Origin of the sequence: Streptomyces sp. NPDC127097, assembly GCF_042724075.1 — a bacterium.
In the GTDB taxonomy this organism is placed as follows: Bacteria; Actinomycetota; Actinomycetes; order Streptomycetales; family Streptomycetaceae; genus Streptomyces.
On the sequence record NZ_JBHXFI010000035.1, the window covers coordinates 1 to 19,573 of the forward strand.

Sequence of the window (19,573 nt, forward strand, 5' to 3'; positions counted from 1 at the left end):
CCTGCGCCCCCCACCCCCCCCCAACCCACCCCCCGCCCCCTCCCCCGAAGGGGGAGAGGGGGAGGGGGCGGGGGAGCGCCCCGGCCAGGTTCGGGGAGCGCCCCCGCCGGGTCCCACGACGCCGGCCGGCCTCCGCCCGAGCGCCCCGTTGCCGCCCCGCTGCGGCAACGGTCCGCCCGCCCCGCGCGCGCCGCATACCGTGATGCCCATCCCGCCACCACTGGACTTCCGGGGCAGTTGCCCCGGCGAGGAGTGCGTCTGATGTCCGCCGATTTCTTCCTTCCCGATCCCGAGGGACGGGTGCCGAACCCCGAAGGCTATTTCGGTGCGTTCGGCGGCAAGTTCATTCCCGAGGCGCTGGTCGCCGCGGTCGACGAGGTCGCCGCGGAGTACGACAAGGCCAAGGGGGATCCCGCGTTCGCGGCCGAGCTCAACGACCTGATGGTCAACTACACCGGGCGCCCCAGCGCGCTCACCGAGGTGCCGCGGTTCGCCGAACACGCCGGCGGGGCCCGGGTGTTCCTCAAGCGCGAGGACCTCAACCACACCGGCTCCCACAAGATCAACAACGTGCTGGGCCAGGCGCTGCTCACCAAGCGGATGGGCAAGACCCGGGTCATCGCCGAGACCGGCGCCGGCCAGCACGGCGTGGCCACCGCCACCGCCTGCGCCCTGTTCGGCCTCGAATGCACCATCTACATGGGTGAGATCGACACCCAGCGGCAGGCCCTGAACGTCGCCCGGATGCGGATGCTCGGTGCCGAGGTCATCGCCGTGAAGTCCGGCAGCCGCACCCTCAAGGACGCCATCAACGAGGCGTTCCGCGACTGGGTCGCCAATGTCGACCACACCCACTACCTGTTCGGGACCGTCGCCGGACCGCACCCGTTCCCCGCGATGGTGCGCGACTTCCACCGCGTCATCGGCGTCGAGGCGCGCCGCCAGATCCTGGAGCGCGCCGGCCGGCTGCCGGACGCCGCGGTCGCCTGTGTCGGCGGCGGCTCCAACGCCATCGGGCTCTTCCACGCCTTCATCCCGGACGCCGGGGTGCGGCTGATCGGCTGTGAGCCCGCGGGCCACGGCATCGAGACCGGCGAGCACGCCGCCACGCTGAGCGCCGGTGAGCCGGGGATCCTGCACGGGTCGCGGAGTTACGTCCTCCAGGACGACGAGGGCCAGATCACCGAGCCGTACTCCATCTCGGCCGGTCTGGACTACCCGGGCATCGGGCCCGAGCACGCCTTCCTCAAGGACAGCGGCCGCGGTGAGTACCGCGCCGTCACCGACGACGCCGCGATGCAGGCGCTGCGCCTGCTCTCCCGGACCGAGGGCATCATCCCCGCCATCGAGAGCGCGCACGCCCTCGCCGGCGCCCTGGAGGCCGGCCGGGAGCTCGGCGAGGACGGCCTGATCGTCGTCAATCTGTCCGGGCGCGGCGACAAGGACATGGACACCGCCGCCCGCTACTTCAGCCTCTACGACGCGGACGCCGCCGTCGAGGCGGACGCCGGCACCGAGGACGCGGAGATCGAGGGGGACGCCAAGTGAGCGGGAACATCAAGCTGTTGAGTGACACCCTCGCCGCCGCGAAGGCCGAGGGCCGGTCCGCGCTCATCGCCTACCTGCCGGCCGGGTTCCCGACCGTCGACGGCGGCATCGAGGCGGCCAAGGCCGTCTTCGACGGCGGCGCGGACGTCGTGGAGGTCGGGCTGCCGCACAGCGACCCGGTCCTCGACGGGCCCGTCATCCAGACCGCCGACGACATCGCCCTGCGCGGCGGGGTGAAGATCGCCGACGTCATGCGGACCGTGCGCGAGGCCCATCAGGCCACCGGCAAGCCGGTCCTGGTGATGACGTACTGGAACCCGATCGACCGCTACGGCATCGAGCGCTTCACCGCCGAGCTCGCCGAGGCGGGCGGCGCGGGCTGCATCCTGCCCGACCTGCCCGTCCAGGAGTCCGCGACCTGGCGGGAGCACGCCGACAAGCACGGTCTCGCCACCGTCTTCGTCGTCGCCCCCAGCAGCAAGGACGCCCGGCTCGCCGAGATCACCGCGGCCGGCTCGGGCTTCGTGTACGCCGCCTCGCTGATGGGCGTCACGGGCACCCGTGAGTCGGTGGGCGAGCAGGCGCAGGACCTGGTGCGGCGCACCAAGGCCACCACCGGGCTGCCGGTCTGCGTCGGCCTCGGGGTCTCCAACGCCGAACAGGCCGCCGAGGTGGCCCGGTTCGCGGACGGGGTGATCGTCGGCTCGGCGTTCGTCAAGCTGCTGCTGGCGGCGGACGGCGACCTGGCGGCCGGTCTCGCCGGGGTCCGCGGCCTGGCGGGCGAGCTGGCCGAGGGCGTGCGCAAGCGCTCCTGACGGCGGCGCGGCGGCCCGGGCCGGGCGGGACGCCGGCCCGGCCGCTGTCCCCCGATAGGGCGAACATCGGTGCGGAGGGGTGCGGCTGCACCCCTCCGCTTCGTTGTCCAGGGGCGTGAGCCAGAAGAATCATGAGGGTAAGAAATCCGCCCGCGAGCGACTCCAGGAGCAGCGGGAGCGGGAGAAGGCACGCGCCCGGCGCGGCCGCCAGGCGATCGTCGCGGGGGCGGTGGTGGTGGTGCTGGCGGTGGCCGGCGGCATCGCCGTCTGGGCGTCGTCGTCCTCCGAGGAGCACGCCGCCGATGACAACGAGGTCGCCGTCCCGAAGCAGGCCAGCGGCGGCGCCCGGCCCGCCGTCCCGGTGGGCGCGCCCGGCGCCCCCGCCACACTCACGGTGTGGGAGGACTTCCGCTGTCCCGCCTGCCGGCAGTTCGAGACCGCCTTCCGCCCGGTCATCCATGAGCTGGAGGACTCCGGCCGGCTCAAGAGCGAGTACCACCTCGTGACCATCATCGACGGCAACGCCGGCGGCCAGGGGTCCCGGAATGCCGCCAACGCCGCCCTGTGCGCGCAGGACGCCGGGAAGTTCCGCGCGTACCACGACGTCCTCTACTCCCACCAGCCGCCCGAGCCGCAGGACAAGTTCGCCGACAAGCAGTACCTCCTCCAACTGGCCGGCAAGGTCAAGGGGTTGGTGACCCCCGTTTTCACCAAGTGCGTCAACGACGGCACGTACAACCGCTTCGTGCAGAAGTCCACCGACTCCTTCGCCTCCTCCGGATACCGCGGCACCCCGACCGTCCTGCTCAACGGCAAGGACCTGGCCAAGGAGAAGGGCGGCCGGCTCAGCCCCGCGGACCTCAAGAAGATGGTGCTGGACGCCAACAAGGCCGAGCAGCCCGGGAAGCAGAGCGCCGCACCGCACACCGGCGCCTCGCCCCAGGGCCGGCACCCCGCACGGAGCGCCGCACCCCGGGCGGAGCCGACGGGCCGGGGCGTCACCCCGTAAGCGGGGCCATCCGGCGCCGTGGACACACAGCGTCACCGCGTGCCGACGGGGTCGTTACGCAGCCGTAGCCGGGCCGGGTTGCCGCCGACCCCGCCCGGCGCGGTAGCGTCGTCCCTGCCATGGACCTCGCATTCATTCCCAGCCCGTCGGTCGGCGTCGTACATCTCGGCCCGATCCCGCTGCGCGGCTACGCGTTCTGCATCATCATCGGCGTCTTCGTCGGCGTCTGGCTCGGCAACAAGCGCTGGGTGCAGCGCGGCGGCCGCTCCGGAACCGTCGCGGACATCGCCGTATGGGCCGTCCCCTTCGGGCTGGTCGGCGGCCGTCTCTACCACGTCATCACGACGTACGAGCCGTACTTCGGCCCGAACGGCCACCCGCTCGACGCCTTCAAGGTGTGGGAGGGCGGCCTCGGCATCTGGGGCGCGGTGGCGCTCGGCGCGGTCGGCGCCTGGATCGGCTGCCGCCGGCGCGGCATCCCGCTCCCCGCGTACGCCGACGCGCTGGCGCCCGGCCTGGCCCTCGGGCAGGCGATCGGCCGCTGGGGCAACTGGTTCAACCAGGAGCTGTACGGCAAGCCGACCGATGTGCCGTGGGCGCTGGAGATCAGCTCCGACCCGGCCATCGGCCGCGTCGGCGGCACCTACCACCCGACCTTCCTCTACGAGTGCCTGTGGTGCATCGGCGTCGCGGCGCTGGTGATCTGGGCCGACAAGCGCTTCCGGCTCGGCCACGGGCGGGCCTTCGCCCTGTACGTCGCCGCGTACTGCGCGGGCCGCGCCTGGATCGAGTACATGCGGGTCGACGAGGCGCACCACATCCTGGGCCTGCGGCTGAACGTCTGGACCGCGCTGATCGTCCTCATCGCGGCCGTCGCCTACTTCGTGATCTCCGCGAAGAAGGCCCCCGGCCGGGAAGCGGTCGTCGAACCGGGTGCGCAGCCCGTCGAGGGCGCGGACGGCGACACCGCCGGCCCGGACGAGGGCGCCGGGGGCGGCAAGGTCTCGGTCGAGAAGCCGGCGGCGAAGACCGCGGCCGGCGACGAGGCGGAGTCCGGTGCCGACGCGGCCGAGGAGTCCGCGCCGGACGAGCCCGGCGACCAGAAGTCCGCGGACCCGGCGGATGAGCCCGCCGCGGACGCCAAGCCGGCCGGCAGCGGCAGCACCAAGAAGCCCTGAGGCGGCCCCGGCCGCCGTACGCGCCGGGCGGACCCGAGACACGGGCCCGCCCGGCGCTGTGCTGTCCGGACCCGGCGGCCGCCCGTCAGCGCCGGCGCCCGGCCAGGTCCAGCACCCGCCGGGCGCCCGCGACCACCGCCGCGTCCACGAACCGGCCGTCCGGCAGCGCCAGCGCCCCGCCCTCCGCCGTGGCGGCCCGCACGATCTCCCGGGCCGCCGCGACCTCCTCCGCCGAGGGGAGGTAGGCCGCCTCGATCACCGGGAGCTGGCGGGGGTGGATCGCCGCCCGGCCCAGGAAGCCCAGCGCCCGGCCCCGGGCGCAGGACCGGGCCAGCCCGTCGAGGTCGTGGACGTCCGGGTGTACCGACTGCGGCGGCGGGGCCAGACCGGCCGCGCGGGCGGCGACCACGGCCCGGCTGCGCGGCCACGCCAGCCCCGCGTCGTCCCGCACCCCCAGCTCCCCGCACAGATCGGCCTCGCCGAGTGCGATCCCGCGCAGCGCCGGATGCGCGGTGGCGATGGCGAAGGCGTGCTCGATGCCCAGCGCGGATTCGAGCAGCGCGTACAGGGCCGGGGCGGCGGGCAGCGCGCTCGCGGCGGGCGGGGCCGCGGGGGCGAGGGTGGCGGTGCTGCCCGGGGGCGTACGGACCGGGGCGAGGTGGTCCGCGTGGGCGTGCCCGGCCGGCGGTACCGGGCCTTCGGCGGCGTACGGGACGTGCTCGGGTGCCGGCGCCGCGGCCGGCGTCGCCCAGCCGGCGGCGCGGAGGACATCGGCCGGGCCCTGCACCTTGGGCAGCCGGAGACCGGCCAGGCCCGGCAGGGTGGCCAGGGTGCGGATCTCGTGCTCGGCGCGCGGGCCGTCCAGCGCGTTGACGCGGACATGGACCGGCACCGGCAGCGGGTCGCCCAGCAGCTCGGCGGTGGCCCGCAGCGCATGGTCCTTGCGGTCCGGGGCGACCGCGTCCTCCAGGTCGACCACGACCACATCGGCCCCGCAGCCGAGCGCCTTAGTGACCACCTCCGGGCGGTCCCCGGGCACATAGAGCCAGGTCAGCGGGGTGGGAGCGGGGGTCTGGCGGGGTGGCTGCGGCGCCTGTCTCACAGCGCACCCGCCGTGCGCAGCCCGGCGATCTCCGCGTCGGTCAGCCCGAGCCCGGCCAGCACCTCGTCCGTGTCCGCGCCGTGCGGGCGGCCCGCCCACCGGATGGCGCCCGGCGTCTCGGAGAGCCGGAAGAGGACGTTCTGCATCCGGACCGTGCCGAGCTCGTCGTCCGGGACCTCGGTGATCGAACCCAGCGCCGCGTACTGCGGGTCCGCCATCACCTCGCGGATGTCGTAGATGGGGGCCACGGCCGCCTCGGCCTTCTCGAAGGCGGCCAGCACCTCGGCCCGGTCGTGCCGGGCGATCCAGTCACCGACCGCGGTATCCAGCTCCTCGGCGTGCCGGGCCCGTCCCTCGCCGGTCGCGAACCAGGGCTCGTCGATCACCTCGGGCCGGCCGACCAGCCGCATCACCCGCCCGGCGACCGACTCGGCCGAGGTGGAGACCGCCACCCAGGAGCCGTCGGCGGTGCGGTAGGTGTTGCGCGGGGCGACGTTCGCCGAGCGGTTGCCGGTCCGCGGCTGGACATGGCCGAGCTGGTCGTACCAGAGCGGCTGCGGACCGAGGACCGTCAGGATCGGTTCGATCAGCGCCAGATCGACGACCTGGCCGCGGCCGGTGGCCTCCGTCGCGCGCAGCGCGGCCAGCACGGCGTACGACGTGGTCAGCGCGGCGATCGCGTCGGCGAGACCGAACGGCGGCAGGGTCGGCGGCCCGTCCGGCTCCCCGGTGATCGCGGCGAAACCGCTCATCGCCTCGGCGAGGGTGCCGAACCCGGGGCGCCGGGCGTACGGGCCGAACTGCCCGAAGCCGGTGACCCGGGCCAGCACCAGGCGCGGGTTGACGGCCGCCAGCTCGTCCCAGCCCAGGCCCCAGCGCTCCAGGGTCCCGGGCCGGAAGTTCTCGACGACGACATCCGCCCCGGCGGCGAGCCGCAGCAGCACGTCCCGGCCGCCCGGGTGGGACAGATCGAGCGTCATGGTCCGCTTGTTGCGGCCCAGCAGCTTCCACCACAGGCCGATGCCGTCCTTGGCGGGCCCGTGGCCGCGCGACGGGTCGGGCCGGTGCGGATGCTCGATCTTGATCACCTCGGCGCCGAAGTCGCCCAGCAGGGTGGCGGCGAGCGGACCGGCGAACAGCGTGGCGAGATCGAGCACCCGCAGTCCGGTGAGCGGGCCGGCGGCGCGCTCGTCGGCGGTGGTCCGGGGCGCCCCGGACAGGGAGGGGTCGGTCATGGTGCGGGGACCTTCGTTCGGTCGGCGGGGGATCCGGGTACGACCAGCGCGGCGGTGCGCGCCGCGAGGGCGTCGAAGCCGATGCCGTCCAGCCCGCGGACGCCGGTGGCCAGCCGGTTGCGCAGCGGTGCCGTCCAGCGGGCGGGCAGCGCCTCGGGCGCCCCCGCGAGCAGGCCGGCCAGCGACCCGGCGGTGGCGCCGTTCGAGTCGGTGTCCCAGCCGCCCGACACCGCCCGGCAGATCGAGCCGCTGAAGTCGCCGTCGGCGTGGGTGAGCGCGGCGGCCAGCAGCGCCGCGTTGGGCACGGCGTGCACCCAGTGGTGGTGACCGTAGGCGTGGTGCAGCCGGTCGACGACGGTCGCGAAGCCGGCCGGGGTGCCGGTGGGTTCGTCCCGGGCCAGCGCGATACCGCGGCGGACGGCCCGCGCGAGCCGGGAGCGCGCGGGGATCACGGCCAGCCCGGCCCGCAGCGCCCCGTGCACCTCCGTGCCGCCGCCGGCCGCCGCGGCGAGCGCGGCGGCCACGAACATCGCGGCGTACACCCCGTTCGCGGTATGGCTGAGCGTGGCGTCCCGCCAGGTCTGGGCCGCGGCGGCGGCCGGGTCGCCGGGGTGGGTCCAGCCGTGGACGTCGGCGCGGATCTGCGCGCCGATCCACTCCCGGAACGGGTTGCGGTGGCGCGCGGTGTGCGGCGGCTCGATGCCGTCCAGGAGATTGCGGTACGCCACCCGCTCGGCGGTGAAGGTCCGGCCGGCCGGCAGTTCGTCCAGCCACAGCCGCGCCACGTCGGCCGTGCTGAAGCCGGGGCCGTGGCGTTCGAGGAGCAGCAGCCCGAGGAGCGGGTAGTTGAGGTCGTCGTCCTCGGGCATGCCGTCGATGTTCCCGGCGAGCGAGGTGGCGCGGCTGCGGCGGTTCCACGGGTGCCGGGCGGCCACCGCCGGGTCGAGTCCGGTCTCGGTGAAGTACCCGGTCAGCGGCCAGTTCCCGGTCGAGCGGGCGAGCGCCCGGATCCCGTCGAGCGGCAGCTTCTCGACCGGTTTGCCGAGCAGACAGCCGGCCGCCCGCCCGAGCCAGGCGGCCTCCAGCCGGGCGGCCGGCACACCGCCGCCCGGCCGTGGCCCCCCGTCCCCGGGCCACGGTGCCCACTCCCGCTGGATCACCGTCAGCTCGGTGGGCTCGTCGGCCGCCGACGGGCAGGGCAGCAGGGCCAGTTCGTCGAGCAGCGCGCCGGCCAGCGCCCGCAGGGCCGGACCGGCCGGGCCGGGGGAGGCGCCCGCCCGGCCCGGCGCCGTCGTTCCGCCCGCCGCCCGCCACCGCCGCGCGAGCGCGGCGGCGTCCCGGCCGTCCTCCGCCGCCTGGCGCAGCTCGTGCCCGATCAGGTCCTCGGGCTGCACCCAGGTCACCCGGAGCGGCGCCGCATCCGCGGGCCGGGCGGGCGCCGCCGCCGTGGCCGTCACGGTCCGACCGCCTCCGTCATCGCCGGGATCGCCGAGATCGCGGTGAACGCCTGCTCATGGGTGCGGGCGCGGGCCCGGTCGCGGGTGAAGACCTCGCGCGCGACGGCGGCCAGCGCGGCGCCGGGCGCTTCCAGATCGAGGCGGCTGGCGCGGGCGACCTCCGCGCTCCACTCGGACGGCACCGCCTCCGCGCCGCGCAGCGCCCCGACCAGCGCGCCGCTCATGGTGGCGATCGAGTCGCAGTCACGTCCGTAGTTGACCGAGCCGAGGACCGTGGACCGGAAGTCGCCGCCGCCGATCAGCAACATGCCCAGGGCGATGGGGAGTTCCTCGATGGCGTGCAGCCGGGAGGGCCGCCGGGCACCGAGCGACGGGTTGCGGTAGTCCGGGCCGACCGTGTCGAAGGGGGCGACCGCCGCGCGCAGCGGCGCCGGTGCCGAGGCGGGGTCGGTGACCGAGGACGCCGCCTCACAGACCGCCTCGATCGCGGCCCGGGTGCCGTCCTTGGCGAGCCGCAGCGCCTGGACGACGACCGAGGACGGGGTCGCGTCCGGGATGAACGCGGCGGCCACCGCCGCGGCGAACACCCCCGCCGCCTCCCGCCCGTACGAGGACTGATGGGCCCCGGCGATGTCCAGCGCCTCGGCGTAGGCCCGGTCCGGATTGCCGGCGTTGACGATGCCGACCGGCGCCATGTACATCGCCGCACCACAGTTGACGATGTTCCCGACGCCCGCCTCGCGCGGGTCCGCGTGCCCGTAGTGCAGCCGCGCCACGATCCACTTCTCGGCGAGGAAGATCCGCTGCACCGGCAGCGCCTCGGCCTCCAGTTCCGGGATCCAGCGCGGGGTGCCGATCAGATCCGGTACCAGGTGGTCGGCGATGTCATAGGCGTCGAGGTGGTCGCGCACCGCCTCGTAGACCCGCACCAGCGCATGGGTCATCAGGGTGTCGTCGGTGACGTGCCCGTCGCCCTTGTGGTACGGCGCGAGCGGGCGGGCGGTGCGCCAGTCGTCGTGGAACGGGCCGACGATGCCCTCGACCCGGCCGCCGTGCCGCCGCACGATCTCCTCCGGTGTCCGGCCCTCCACCGGCCCGCCGAGCGCATCGCCGACGGCGGCGCCGACCAGCGCCCCGGTCGCCCGGTCCTCCAGGGACGGCGGGACGGGTGCGACGGGGGGCACCGGGTTCACGGGCGACGGCTTGGCGACCACGGTGACGGGGGTGACCGGCAGGATCCGGGTGGCCTGCGGATCGGCAGCGGGCGCCGCGGCCGGTGTCTGCTCGCTTGCGTACGTCATGTGCGGGTGAGTCCTTCCACGGTGGGGGAGGGGGCGGGAGCCAGAAGGGCCCCGGAGACGGCTTCCGGACGGGCCGGCGGGGGTGCCGCGGCGGCTTCGGGCGCGGTCAGCTCCGTACGGGCGAGCAGCCCGGCCAGCTCGACCAGGTCCGTGCCGGCCAGCCGGGGCAGCGCACAGCCGGACAGCACCCGGCAGGCGTCGCGCCAGGTGCGGGGCAGCGCGTGCGCGCCGCCGAGCGCTCCGGTCAGCGCCCCGGCGAGGGCCGGTGCGGAGTCGGCGACCCGGGACAGACAGGCGGCGGCCGGTACCGCCTCGGCGACCCGCCCGTCCGTCGCGAGGGCCAGCGCCAGCGCCACCGGGACGGTCTCCGCCGCGGCGATGCCGTAGCTGTAGACGTGGTCGACGATCTCGTGCTCCAGCACGGGCACCAGGGCGAAGGCGGTGCCGGGGCGGCCGGGCGGGCCGGGACCGTCGGTGGCGAAGGACCGGGCGAGCCGGACCGCGTGCAGGGCGTTGCGGCGGATCTCGGTGCCGTCGGGGAGCTGGTCCAGCGCCGCGTCCACACAGCCGCTCGCCGGCGTGCCGCCGAGCGCGGCGGCGACCGCGGCGGCCATCGCCCGCGCGCCGTGCACCCCGTCGCCGTCCTGGGTATAGCGGGCGTCGTACTCGGCCAGCTCGGCGGCGGCGGACGGCTCGCCGGGGTGCACCACGGCCAGCACGGCCGCGCGTACGCAGGCCGCGTCGTCGAAGTAGTGCGGGTTGTCGTGGCCGGTGGCGGGCGGCCGCAGCCCGGCGGCGAGGTTGCCGAGCCCGGCCCGTACGGAGATCCGGGCGCGCAGCGGCAGCACGGCGGACTCGACCTCGGGCGCCCGGTCGGCGGCCGCGGCGACCTCGTTGGCCAGCGCGTTCCAGGCGAGATCGACGGCGGCCCGCATCCGGCGGTCCCGGCCCAGGTCGCTGAGCGGCGCACCGGCCGCGGTGAGCACCGATTCGGCGGTGAAGGCGGCCCACTCGGCGTCGTCGGAGGGGCCCAGCCGCAGCGGTTCGGGCGGCTGGTTGAGGGCGATCGGCACCGGCAGCGTGGTGGTCGCGTTCTGCTCGGCGAAGGTGTCCAGCTCCCGGGTCAGCCGCCGGGTCCACTCCGGCATCCGCGCCGCCCGGTGCCGGGCCGCCGGCCACCCCGCGGCGTCCCCCGAGGCCACCCCGAGCAGCAGCCCCTCGATACGGCTGCGCGCCCCGGCCGGGTCGCCGGGGCCGGCGGCGTTCCGCACCGCTTCCCGGCCGTTCATCCGGCCCCCGCCACGGCCTCGACGCCCGCCCCGGCGACGGGCCCCGCGGCGGCTCCCGCCCCCGGGCCCGCCCCCTGCGCGGTCAGCAGCTCCGCGATGTCCAGCACGTGATAGCCCGCCATCGACGGCAGACAGCTGCCGCGCGCCGGGCCGATGGCGGCGGCCCACGCCTCGGGGATCGCGGCGGCGCCGCACAGCGCACCGGCCAGCGCACCGGCGACGGCCGCCGTGGTGTCGGCGTCCCGCCCCATGTTGACCGCGGTCAGCACCGAGGCGGAGAAGTCGCCGCGGGCCGCCTCGAACGCGCCGAAGGCCAGGCCGACGGCCTCCGGCGCCAGATCCGTCCAGGGGTAGCCGCCGATCACGACGGCGGAGCGCACCGCGCGCTCGGTGCCGAGCTGGGTGATGCCCGGGGTGTGCCGGGAGCGCTGGGCGGCCCCGACCGCGCGGCGCAGCGAGCGGGCGGTCCAGGAGTCCTCCGGCACGACGGACAGCGCGGCGGCGATCACCGCGTCGGTGGCGGAGGCGACCATGGCGGTGGCGACGCCGGCGGCCACCGCCCGGCCGCCGTAGATCCCCTCGCCGTCGTGGCTGACCGTGCCGTCGATGGCCACCAGCCGGGCGGCCTCGGCGGGCCGCCCGGCGGCGAACACCCCGAACGGCGCGGCGCGCATCGCCAGCCCGTCGCTCCAGGCGTGCCGGTGCTGGGCGGAGATGGGCGCGGCCAGGCCCCGGCGCAGGTTCTCCAGGGTGCCGCGCTCACTGAAGCCCGCACCGCGGAACGGCCCCTCGTCACGGTCGGCGATCCACTGGTGCCAGGCGGCCTCGACCTGGGCGACGGTCAGCGCCGAGCCGTGCGCGGCCAGCAGCAGCCCGGAGAAGATCGCGTACTCGGTGTCGTCGGTGCCGGCCGGGTCGTCCTCGACATACCCCTCGATCCGGCCCCAGCGGCGGCGGATCTGCGAGGGCTTCATGTTCTCCGCGGGGGCCCCGAGCGCATCACCGACGGCGAGTCCGAGCAGCGCGCCGCGGGCCCGGTCGCGGACGGCGTCGCCCGCGCCGGGCCGGGCCGGTTCCGCGGGCGGAGGCTGCGCTGCGCTCATGTGCGTGCCGTTCTGTCGTACGGGCCGGCCGCCGCCGGGACCGCGGGGCGCCGCCCGGCTGCGGACCGCTGCGCTGTATCCGTGCCACGCGGCGGCCCGGCTCTCCTGTCCCGGGCGGCAGGGTCACCCGGTCGACCGCCCCGGACGGCCCCGGAGCGGTGCGTCCGGTCGGCCGCGTACGGGGGTGTGACCCGGATCTCATCGCCGACCTCGCGGAAAAACCGCAGGTCAGCGCGGTAAGTTCGGCCTTCCTTGCTAGCGGCGGAGGCCAAGGGCCGCATAACTTCGAAGCGTTGGAGGGGGAAGTGCCGCCATCGGCCCACACCTCGCACGCAGGGAGTAGGTACCGATATGTCCGTCATGGAGATCATGGATGCGGCGGCGCCGACGCATGTGGCCCACCGTGACAACCACACCCACCGCGATGTGAACGGCGGCTGGCTGCGCCCCGCCGTCTTCGGCGCGATGGACGGGCTGGTCTCGAACGTCGCGCTGATGACGGGCGCCGCCGGCGGTGCGCTGTCGCAGCAGGCGATCATCATCACCGGCCTCGCGGGCCTGGCGGCCGGCGCCTTCTCGATGGCGGCGGGGGAGTACACCTCGGTCGCCTCGCAGCGCGAGCTGGTGCAGGCCGAGCTGGATGTCGAGCGCGCCGAGCTGCGCAAGCACCCGAAGGACGAACTGGAGGAGCTGGCGGCCCTCTACGCCTCGCGCGGGGTCGAGCCGGCGCTCGCCCGGCAGGTCGCCGAACAGCTCTCCAGGGACCCGGAGCAGGCCCTGGAGATCCATGCCCGCGAGGAGTTGGGCATCGACCCGTCCGACCTTCCTTCGCCCGCCGTCGCCGCGATTTCCTCCTTCGGATCGTTTGCGTTGGGCGCGCTGTTGCCTGTCCTTCCTTACCTGTTGGGGGCGTCCGCCATCTGGCCCGCGGTGCTGCTCGCGCTGGTCGGACTGTTTGCCTGCGGGGCGGTCGTGGCGCGCGTGACGGCACGTTCCTGGTGGTTCAGCGGGCTGCGCCAACTGGCCCTCGGCGGCGCCGCCGCGGGTGTGACGTACGTCCTGGGAGCATTGTTCGGAACCGTCGTAGGGTGACGTGTCATACGGGTGACTGCATAATTACAGCGTTACCCAGCGGTTTCGGTGTGATGACGGCCGGGCATAAGGCCCAGGCGTCGCGGGCAATGTCGCTCGCCGAACGCCGCCTTGTGGGACGGCCCCGTTTCCGTCCGCGTACTGACTCACCGCAGGTGCGGTGTCCGCATGTTGGAAGCCCCTTTTCGCTTTTCGAGAAGGGAGCCATCCTGTAACCTGCACGAAATTTCGCGGAGGGCCAACGTCGTCCCTCGGCAATGCCTATGCCACGACGACGTTGGGAGAGCCGATGCGTTTCGCGTCCACGCACTCCGCGACCACCAGCAGCAGCGACGCCGCAGCCTGGTCGCCCATGGACGGCCGCCCCGCCCAGCAGGGGATGTACGACCCCCGCAACGAGCACGACGCCTGTGGCGTCGGCTTTGTGGCCACCCTCACCGGCGAGGCCAGCCACGCACTGGTCGAGCAGGCGCTCACCGTCCTGACGAATCTGGAGCACCGCGGTGCCACCGGCTCGGAGCCCGACTCGGGCGACGGCGCCGGCATCCTGCTCCAGGTGCCGGACGCGTTCCTTCGCGAGAACGTCACCTTCGAGCTCCCCGAGGCCGGCGCCTACGCCGTCGGTATCGCCTTCCTCCCGTCCGACGCCCAGGAAGCGGCCGAGGCCGTCTCACGCATCGAGACGATCGCCGGCGAAGAGGGCCTGGACGTCATCGGCTGGCGCGTGGTCCCGGTGGCCCCGCAGCTGCTCGGCAACGGCGCCCGCGCCACCATGCCGGCCTTCTCCCAGATCTTCGTCAGCGACGGGGTGAACACCGGCCTGGCGCTGGACCGCAAGGCGTTCGCCCTGCGCAAGCGCGCCGAGCGGGAGGCCGGGGTCTACTTCCCCTCGCTGTCCGCCCGGACGATCGTCTACAAGGGCATGCTGACCACCGGCCAGCTGGAGCCCTTCTTCCCGGACCTGTCCGACCGCCGCTTCGCCACCGCCATCGCGCTGGTCCACTCGCGGTTCTCCACCAACACCTTCCCGAGCTGGCCGCTGGCCCACCCGTACCGCTTCGTCGCGCACAACGGCGAGATCAACACGGTCAAGGGCAACCGCAACTGGATGCGCGCCCGTGAGTCCCAGCTCGCCACCAAGCTGTTCGGCGCGGAGAACGGCGAGGACGCCGAGAACCTCGCGCGGCTGTTCCCGGTCTGCACCCCGGACGCCTCCGACTCCGCCTCCTTCGACGAGGTCCTGGAGCTGCTCCACCTCGGCGGCCGCTCGCTGCCGCACTCCGTGCTGATGATGGTCCCCGAGGCGTGGGAGAACTCCCCCTCCATGGACCCGGCCCGGCGCGCCTTCTACCAGTACCACTCCACGATGATGGAGCCCTGGGACGGCCCGGCCTGTGTCACCTTCACCGACGGCACCCAGGTCGGCGCGGTCCTCGACCGCAACGGTCTGCGCCCCGGCCGCTACTGGGTCACCGACGACGGCCTGGTCGTGCTCTCCTCCGAGGTCGGCGTCCTGGACATCGACCCGGCGAAGGTCGTCCGCAAGGGCCGCCTCCAGCCCGGCCGGATGTTCCTCGTGGACACCGTCGAGGGCCGCATCATCGAGGACGACGAGATCAAGGCCCAGCTCGCCGCCGAGCAGCCCTACCAGGAGTGGCTGGAATCCGGTCTGATCGAGCTCGCGGACCTGCCCGAGCGTGAGCACATCGTGCACACCCACGCCTCGGTCACCCGCCGCCAGCAGACCTTCGGCTACACCGAGGAAGAGCTGCGCGTCATCCTCGCACCGATGGCCAAGGCCGGCGCCGAGCCGATCGGCTCGATGGGCACCGACTCGCCGATCGCCGCGCTCTCCGAGCGCCCCCGGCTGCTCTTCGACTACTTCACCCAGCTCTTCGCGCAGGTCACCAACCCGCCGCTGGACGCCATCCGCGAGGAGCTGGTCACCTCGCTGATCTCCTCGCTCGGCCCCCAGGGCAACCTCCTGGAGCCGACCGCGGCCTCCTGCCGCAGCGTGACCCTGCCCTTCCCGGTCATCGACAACGACGAGCTGGCCAAGCTCGTGCACATCAACGCCGACGGCGACATGCCCGGCATGAAGGCCGTGACCCTCTCCGGCCTCTACCGGGTCTCCGGCGGCGGCGAGTCGCTGGCCGCCCGGATCGAGGAGATCTGCGCCGAGGCCGACGCCGCCATCGACGACGGCGCCCGGCTGATCGTGCTCTCCGACCGGCACTCCGACGCCGAGCACGCGCCGATCCCGTCGCTGCTGCTCACCGCCGCGGTCCACCACCACCTCATCGGCACCAAGGAGCGCACCCAGGTCGGTCTGCTCGTCGAGGCCGGCGATGTGCGCGAGGTGCACCACGTCGCGCTGCTCATCGGCTTCGGTGCCGCGGCCGTCAACCCCTACCTGGCCATGGAGTCGGTCGAGGACCTGGTCCGCGCCGGCACCTTCCTGCCGGGTGTCGAGGCCGAGACCGCCATCAAGAACCTGATCAAGGCGCTCGGCAAGGGCGTCCTGAAGGTCATGTCCAAGATGGGCATCTCGACCGTCGCCTCCTACCGGGGCGCGCAGGTCTTCGAGGCCGTCGGCCTGGACGAGGAGTTCGTCGAGAAGTACTTCCACGGCACCGCCACCAAGATCGGCGGCGCCGGCCTGGACGTGATCGCCAAGGAGGTCGCGGCCCGGCACGCCAAGGCGTACCCGGCCTCCGGCATCGCCGCCACGCACCGTGCGCTGGAGATCGGCGGCGAGTACCAGTGGCGCCGCGAGGGCGAGCCGCACCTCTTTGACCCGGACACCGTCTTCCGGCTCCAGCACTCCACCCGCTCGCGCCGCTACGACATCTTCAAGCAGTACACCGACCGGGTGAACGAGCAGTCCGAGCGGCTGATGACGCTGCGCGGCCTGTTCTCCTTCGCCTCCGACCGCCCCTCGATCCCGATCGAGGAGGTCGAGCCGGCGTCGGAGATCGTCAAGCGCTTCTCCACCGGCGCCATGTCGTACGGCTCCATCTCCCAGGAGGCGCACGAGACCCTCGCCATCGCCATGAACCAGCTGGGCGGCAAGTCCAACACCGGTGAGGGCGGCGAGGACCCCGAGCGGCTCTACGACCCGGCGCGCCGCTCGTCCATCAAGCAGGTCGCCTCCGGCCGCTTCGGTGTGACGTCCGAGTACCTGGTCAACTCCGACGACATCCAGATCAAGATGGCCCAGGGCGCCAAGCCCGGTGAGGGCGGCCAGCTGCCCGGCCACAAGGTCTACCCGTGGGTCGCCAAGACCCGGCACTCCACCCCGGGCGTCGGCCTGATCTCGCCGCCGCCGCACCACGACATCTACTCCATCGAGGACCTGGCTCAGCTGATCCACGACCTCAAGAACGCCAACCCGCAGGCCCGCATCCACGTGAAGCTGGTCTCCGAGGTCGGCGTCGGCACGGTCGCCGCGGGTGTCTCCAAGGCGCACGCGGACGTGGTCCTGATCTCCGGCCACGACGGCGGTACGGGTGCCTCCCCGCTCACCTCGCTCAAGCACGCGGGCGGCCCCTGGGAGCTGGGCCTGGCCGAGACCCAGCAGACGCTGCTGCTCAACGGCCTGCGCGACCGGATCGTGGTGCAGACCGACGGTCAGCTCAAGACCGGCCGCGATGTCGTCATCGCCGCCCTGCTGGGTGCCGAGGAGTACGGCTTCGCGACCGCCCCGCTGGTCGTCTCCGGCTGCGTCATGATGCGCGTCTGCCACCTGGACACCTGCCCGGTCGGCATCGCCACCCAGAACCCGACGCTGCGCGAGCGGTTCAGCGGCAAGGCCGAGTACGTCGTCAACTTCTTCCAGTTCATCGCCGAAGAGGTCCGCGAGCTCCTCGCCGAGCTGGGCTTCCGCAGCCTGGACGAGGCCATCGGCCACGCCGAGCTGCTGAACACCTCCCGCGCGGTGGACCACTGGAAGGCGCAGGGCCTGGACCTGGCCCCGCTGCTGCACGTGCCCGAGCTGGCCGAGGGCGCCGTCCGCCACCAGGTCATCGAGCAGGACCACGGCCTGGAGAAGGCGCTCGACAACGAGCTGATCAAGCTCGCCGCCGACGCCCTGTCCGCGGACACCGCCGAGGCCGCCCAGCCGGTGCGGGCGCAGGTCGCGATCCGGAACATCAACCGGACCGTCGGCACCATGCTCGGCCACGAGGTCACCAAGAAGTTCGGTGGCGCCGGTCTGCCCGACGACACCATCGACATCACCTTCACCGGCTCGGCCGGCCAGTCCTTCGGCGCGTTCCTGCCGCGCGGCATCACGCTGCGCCTGGAGGGCGACGCCAACGACTACGTCGGCAAGGGCCTCTCCGGCGGCCGGGTCATCGTCCGCCCGGACCGCGGCGCCGACCACCTCGCCGAGTACTCCACCATCGCGGGCAACACCCTCGCCTACGGCGCCACCGGCGGCGAGCTGTACCTGCGCGGCCGGGTCGGCGAGCGCTTCTGCGTCCGCAACTCCGGTGCCACGGTGGTCTCCGAGGGCGTCGGCGACCACGGCTGTGAGTACATGACCGGCGGCAACGCGGTCGTGCTGGGCGAGACGGGCCGCAACTTCGCGGCCGGTATGTCCGGCGGCTTCGCCTACGTCATCGACCTCGACAAGGCCAACGTCAACAAGGAGCTCGTCGACGCGGTGCACGCGCTCGACGACGCCGACAAGCAGTGGCTGCACGACGTCGTGCGCCGCCACCAGGAGGAGACCGGCTCCACCGTCGCCGAAAAGCTCCTCGCCGACTGGGATGCCGCGGCCGCGCGCTTCAGCAAGGTCATCCCGCCCATTTACAAGGCAGTGCTCGCCGCCAAGGACGCCGCTGAGCAGGCCGGACTCTCCGAGTCCGAGACCCACGAGAAGATGATGGAGGCGGCGACCAATGGCTGACCCCAAGGGCTTCCTGACCCACGAGCGCGAACTCGCCAAGACCCGCCCCGTCGAGGAGCGCGTCAAGGACTGGAACGAGGTCTACCAGCCCGGCTCCCTGCTGCCGATCATCAGCAAGCAGGCGTCGCGCTGCATGGACTGCGGTATCCCGTTCTGCCACAACGGCTGCCCGCTCGGAAACCTCATCCCCGAGTGGAACGACTACGCCTACCGCGAGGACTGGACCGAGGCCAGCGAGCGGCTGCACGCGACCAACAACTTCCCGGAGTTCACCGGCCGCCTCTGCCCCGCGCCCTGTGAGGCCGCCTGTGTGCTGGGCATCAACCAGCCGCCGGTGACCATCAAGAACGTCGAGGTCTCCATCATCGACAAGGCGTGGGACAACGGCGACGTCACCCCGCAGCCGCCCGAGCGCCTCTCCGGCAAGACCGTCGCCGTCATCGGCTCCGGACCGGCCGGACTGGCCGCCGCCCAGCAGCTGACCCGGGCCGGCCACACCGTCGCCGTCTACGAGCGCGCGGACCGTATCGGCGGTCTTCTCCGCTACGGCATCCCCGAGTTCAAGATGGAGAAGCGCCACATCAACCGCCGCATCGAGCAGATGCGCGCGGAGGGCACCAAGTTCCGTACGGAGGTGGAGATCGGCCGCGACCTCGACGCGAAGAAGCTGCGCAAGCGCTACGACGCCGTCGTCATCGCCGCGGGCTCCACCACCTCCCGCGATCTGCCGGTGCCCGGCCGTGAGCTGAACGGCATCCACTTCGCGATGGAGTACCTGCCGCTCGCCAACAAGGTGCAGGAGGGCGACCTGACCGTCGCCCCGATCACCGCCGAGGGCAAGCACGTCGTCGTCATCGGCGGCGGCGACACCGGCGCGGACTGCGTCGGCACCGCCCACCGCCAGGGCGCGGCCTCCGTGACCCAGCTGGAGATCATGCCGCAGCCGGGCGAGGAGCGGAACGCCAACCAGCCCTGGCCGACCTTCCCGATGCTCTACAAGGTCACCTCCGCGCACGAGGAGGGCGGCGAGCGGGTCTACTCCGTCTCCACCACCCACTTCGAGGGCGACGAGGACGGCAACGTCCAGTACCTGCACCTGACCGAGGTGGAGTTCAAGGACGGCCGGCCGGTCCCGAAGCCGGGCACCGAGCGGAAGATCCCGGCCCAGCTGGTCACCCTCGCGATGGGCTTCACCGGCACCGACCAGGAGAACGGCCTGGTCGAGCAGTTCGGCCTGGAGCTCGACCAGCGCGGCAACGTCGCCCGTGACGGTGACTTCGCCACCAACGTCCCCGGTGTGTTCGTCGCCGGTGACGCGGGCCGCGGCCAGTCCCTGATCGTGTGGGCCATCGCCGAGGGCCGTTCCGCGGCCAAGGGCGTGGACCGCTTCCTGACCGGAGCCAGCGCCCTGCCGGCTCCCATCAAGCCGACGGACCGGGCACTCACCGTGTGACCGACCGTCCTCCGATGTCCCGTACAACGTCGTGCGGAACAATCGCGGCGCCTGCCTCCTCCCCCGACCGGAGGACAGG

13 protein-coding genes are annotated in these 19,573 nt (G+C 73.8%); 7 read left to right on the forward strand and 6 right to left on the reverse strand.

The features are described from left to right. Positions 1–261: 261 nt before the first annotated feature. The 4 genes from trpB to lgt all read left to right on the forward strand — a co-directional run bounded on the left by trpB (position 262) and on the right by lgt (position 4,550). Positions 262–1,548 carry a tryptophan synthase subunit beta gene (gene trpB, locus ACFWJW_RS24395; RefSeq protein WP_387245165.1) on the forward strand — a complete coding sequence of 429 codons (1,287 nt, stop codon included), beginning with the start codon at positions 262–264 and terminating at the stop codon, positions 1,546–1,548. Next, positions 1,545–2,363 carry a tryptophan synthase subunit alpha gene (gene trpA, locus ACFWJW_RS24400; RefSeq protein ID WP_387245168.1) on the forward strand — a complete coding sequence of 273 codons (819 nt, stop codon included), beginning with the start codon at positions 1,545–1,547 and terminating at the stop codon, positions 2,361–2,363. The genes trpB and trpA overlap by 4 nt, the downstream gene beginning before the upstream one ends. A gap of 115 nt (positions 2,364–2,478) precedes the next feature. Further along, a complete protein-coding gene (locus tag ACFWJW_RS24405; protein ID WP_387245171.1) occupies positions 2,479–3,372 on the forward strand; it encodes a DsbA family protein in 894 nt (297 codons plus the stop codon). Positions 3,373–3,491: 119 nt separating this feature from the next. Next, positions 3,492–4,550, forward strand: coding sequence for a prolipoprotein diacylglyceryl transferase (gene lgt / locus ACFWJW_RS24410; protein WP_387245174.1), 1,059 nt, complete (start codon positions 3,492–3,494; stop codon positions 4,548–4,550). An 85-nt stretch (positions 4,551–4,635) separates the two neighbouring features. Here the strand turns inward: lgt and ACFWJW_RS24415 are convergent, their stop codons facing one another. The 6 genes from ACFWJW_RS24415 to ACFWJW_RS24440 are packed head-to-tail and all read right to left on the reverse strand — an operon-like array spanning position 4,636 to position 12,037. After that, the gene (locus ACFWJW_RS24415; protein WP_387245177.1) at positions 4,636–5,652 is read right to left on the reverse strand and encodes an HpcH/HpaI aldolase/citrate lyase family protein; all 1,017 of its coding nucleotides are present in this window, start codon (positions 5,650–5,652) and stop codon (positions 4,636–4,638) included. Then, entirely contained in the window at positions 5,649–6,887 is a 1,239-nt protein-coding gene (locus tag ACFWJW_RS24420; RefSeq protein ID WP_387245180.1) for a CaiB/BaiF CoA transferase family protein, read from the reverse strand. The genes ACFWJW_RS24415 and ACFWJW_RS24420 overlap by 4 nt, the downstream gene beginning before the upstream one ends. After that, positions 6,884–8,344 carry an ADP-ribosylglycohydrolase family protein gene (locus ACFWJW_RS24425; protein WP_387245183.1) on the reverse strand — a complete coding sequence of 487 codons (1,461 nt, stop codon included), beginning with the start codon at positions 8,342–8,344 and terminating at the stop codon, positions 6,884–6,886. Before ACFWJW_RS24425 ends, ACFWJW_RS24420 begins: the two co-directional genes overlap by 4 nt. After that, positions 8,341–9,645, reverse strand: coding sequence for an ADP-ribosylglycohydrolase family protein (locus tag ACFWJW_RS24430; protein WP_387245186.1), 1,305 nt, complete (start codon positions 9,643–9,645; stop codon positions 8,341–8,343). The genes ACFWJW_RS24425 and ACFWJW_RS24430 overlap by 4 nt, the downstream gene beginning before the upstream one ends. Next, a complete protein-coding gene (locus tag ACFWJW_RS24435) occupies positions 9,642–10,934 on the reverse strand; it encodes an ADP-ribosylglycohydrolase family protein (protein ID WP_387245189.1) in 1,293 nt (430 codons plus the stop codon). The genes ACFWJW_RS24430 and ACFWJW_RS24435 overlap by 4 nt, the downstream gene beginning before the upstream one ends. Then, positions 10,931–12,037 carry an ADP-ribosylglycohydrolase family protein gene (locus tag ACFWJW_RS24440; RefSeq protein ID WP_387245192.1) on the reverse strand — a complete coding sequence of 369 codons (1,107 nt, stop codon included), beginning with the start codon at positions 12,035–12,037 and terminating at the stop codon, positions 10,931–10,933. Before ACFWJW_RS24440 ends, ACFWJW_RS24435 begins: the two co-directional genes overlap by 4 nt. Positions 12,038–12,397: 360 nt before the next feature. Between ACFWJW_RS24440 and ACFWJW_RS24445 the strand changes: the two genes are divergently transcribed. The 3 genes from ACFWJW_RS24445 to ACFWJW_RS24455 all read left to right on the forward strand — a co-directional run bounded on the left by ACFWJW_RS24445 (position 12,398) and on the right by ACFWJW_RS24455 (position 19,494). Then, on the forward strand, positions 12,398–13,129 hold the full coding sequence (locus tag ACFWJW_RS24445; RefSeq protein WP_387245325.1) for a VIT1/CCC1 transporter family protein: 732 nt from the start codon (positions 12,398–12,400) through the stop codon (positions 13,127–13,129). A 289-nt stretch (positions 13,130–13,418) separates the two neighbouring features. Beyond that, on the forward strand, positions 13,419–18,041 hold the full coding sequence (gene gltB, locus ACFWJW_RS24450; RefSeq protein ID WP_387245195.1) for a glutamate synthase large subunit: 4,623 nt from the start codon (positions 13,419–13,421) through the stop codon (positions 18,039–18,041). Next, positions 18,034–19,494, forward strand: coding sequence for a glutamate synthase subunit beta (locus tag ACFWJW_RS24455; protein ID WP_387245198.1), 1,461 nt, complete (start codon positions 18,034–18,036; stop codon positions 19,492–19,494). Before gltB ends, ACFWJW_RS24455 begins: the two co-directional genes overlap by 8 nt. Positions 19,495–19,573: the final 79 nt, after the last annotated feature.

Bases quoted from the DNA above. Each gene is read 5' to 3' on its own strand.
- trpB (WP_387245165.1), top strand. From the start codon at position 262: ATGTCCGCCGATTTCTTCCTTCCCGATCCCGAGGGACGGGTGCCGAAC.
- lgt (WP_387245174.1), top strand. From the start codon at position 3,492: ATGGACCTCGCATTCATTCCCAGCCCGTCGGTCGGCGTCGTACATCTC.
- ACFWJW_RS24420 (WP_387245180.1), bottom strand. From the start codon at position 6,887: ATGACCGACCCCTCCCTGTCCGGGGCGCCCCGGACCACCGCCGACGAG.
- ACFWJW_RS24430 (WP_387245186.1), bottom strand. From the start codon at position 9,645: ATGACGTACGCAAGCGAGCAGACACCGGCCGCGGCGCCCGCTGCCGAT.
- ACFWJW_RS24435 (WP_387245189.1), bottom strand. From the start codon at position 10,934: ATGAACGGCCGGGAAGCGGTGCGGAACGCCGCCGGCCCCGGCGACCCG.
- ACFWJW_RS24440 (WP_387245192.1), bottom strand. From the start codon at position 12,037: ATGAGCGCAGCGCAGCCTCCGCCCGCGGAACCGGCCCGGCCCGGCGCG.
- ACFWJW_RS24445 (WP_387245325.1), top strand. From the start codon at position 12,398: ATGGAGATCATGGATGCGGCGGCGCCGACGCATGTGGCCCACCGTGAC.
- gltB (WP_387245195.1), top strand. From the start codon at position 13,419: ATGCGTTTCGCGTCCACGCACTCCGCGACCACCAGCAGCAGCGACGCC.
- ACFWJW_RS24455 (WP_387245198.1), top strand. From the start codon at position 18,034: ATGGCTGACCCCAAGGGCTTCCTGACCCACGAGCGCGAACTCGCCAAG.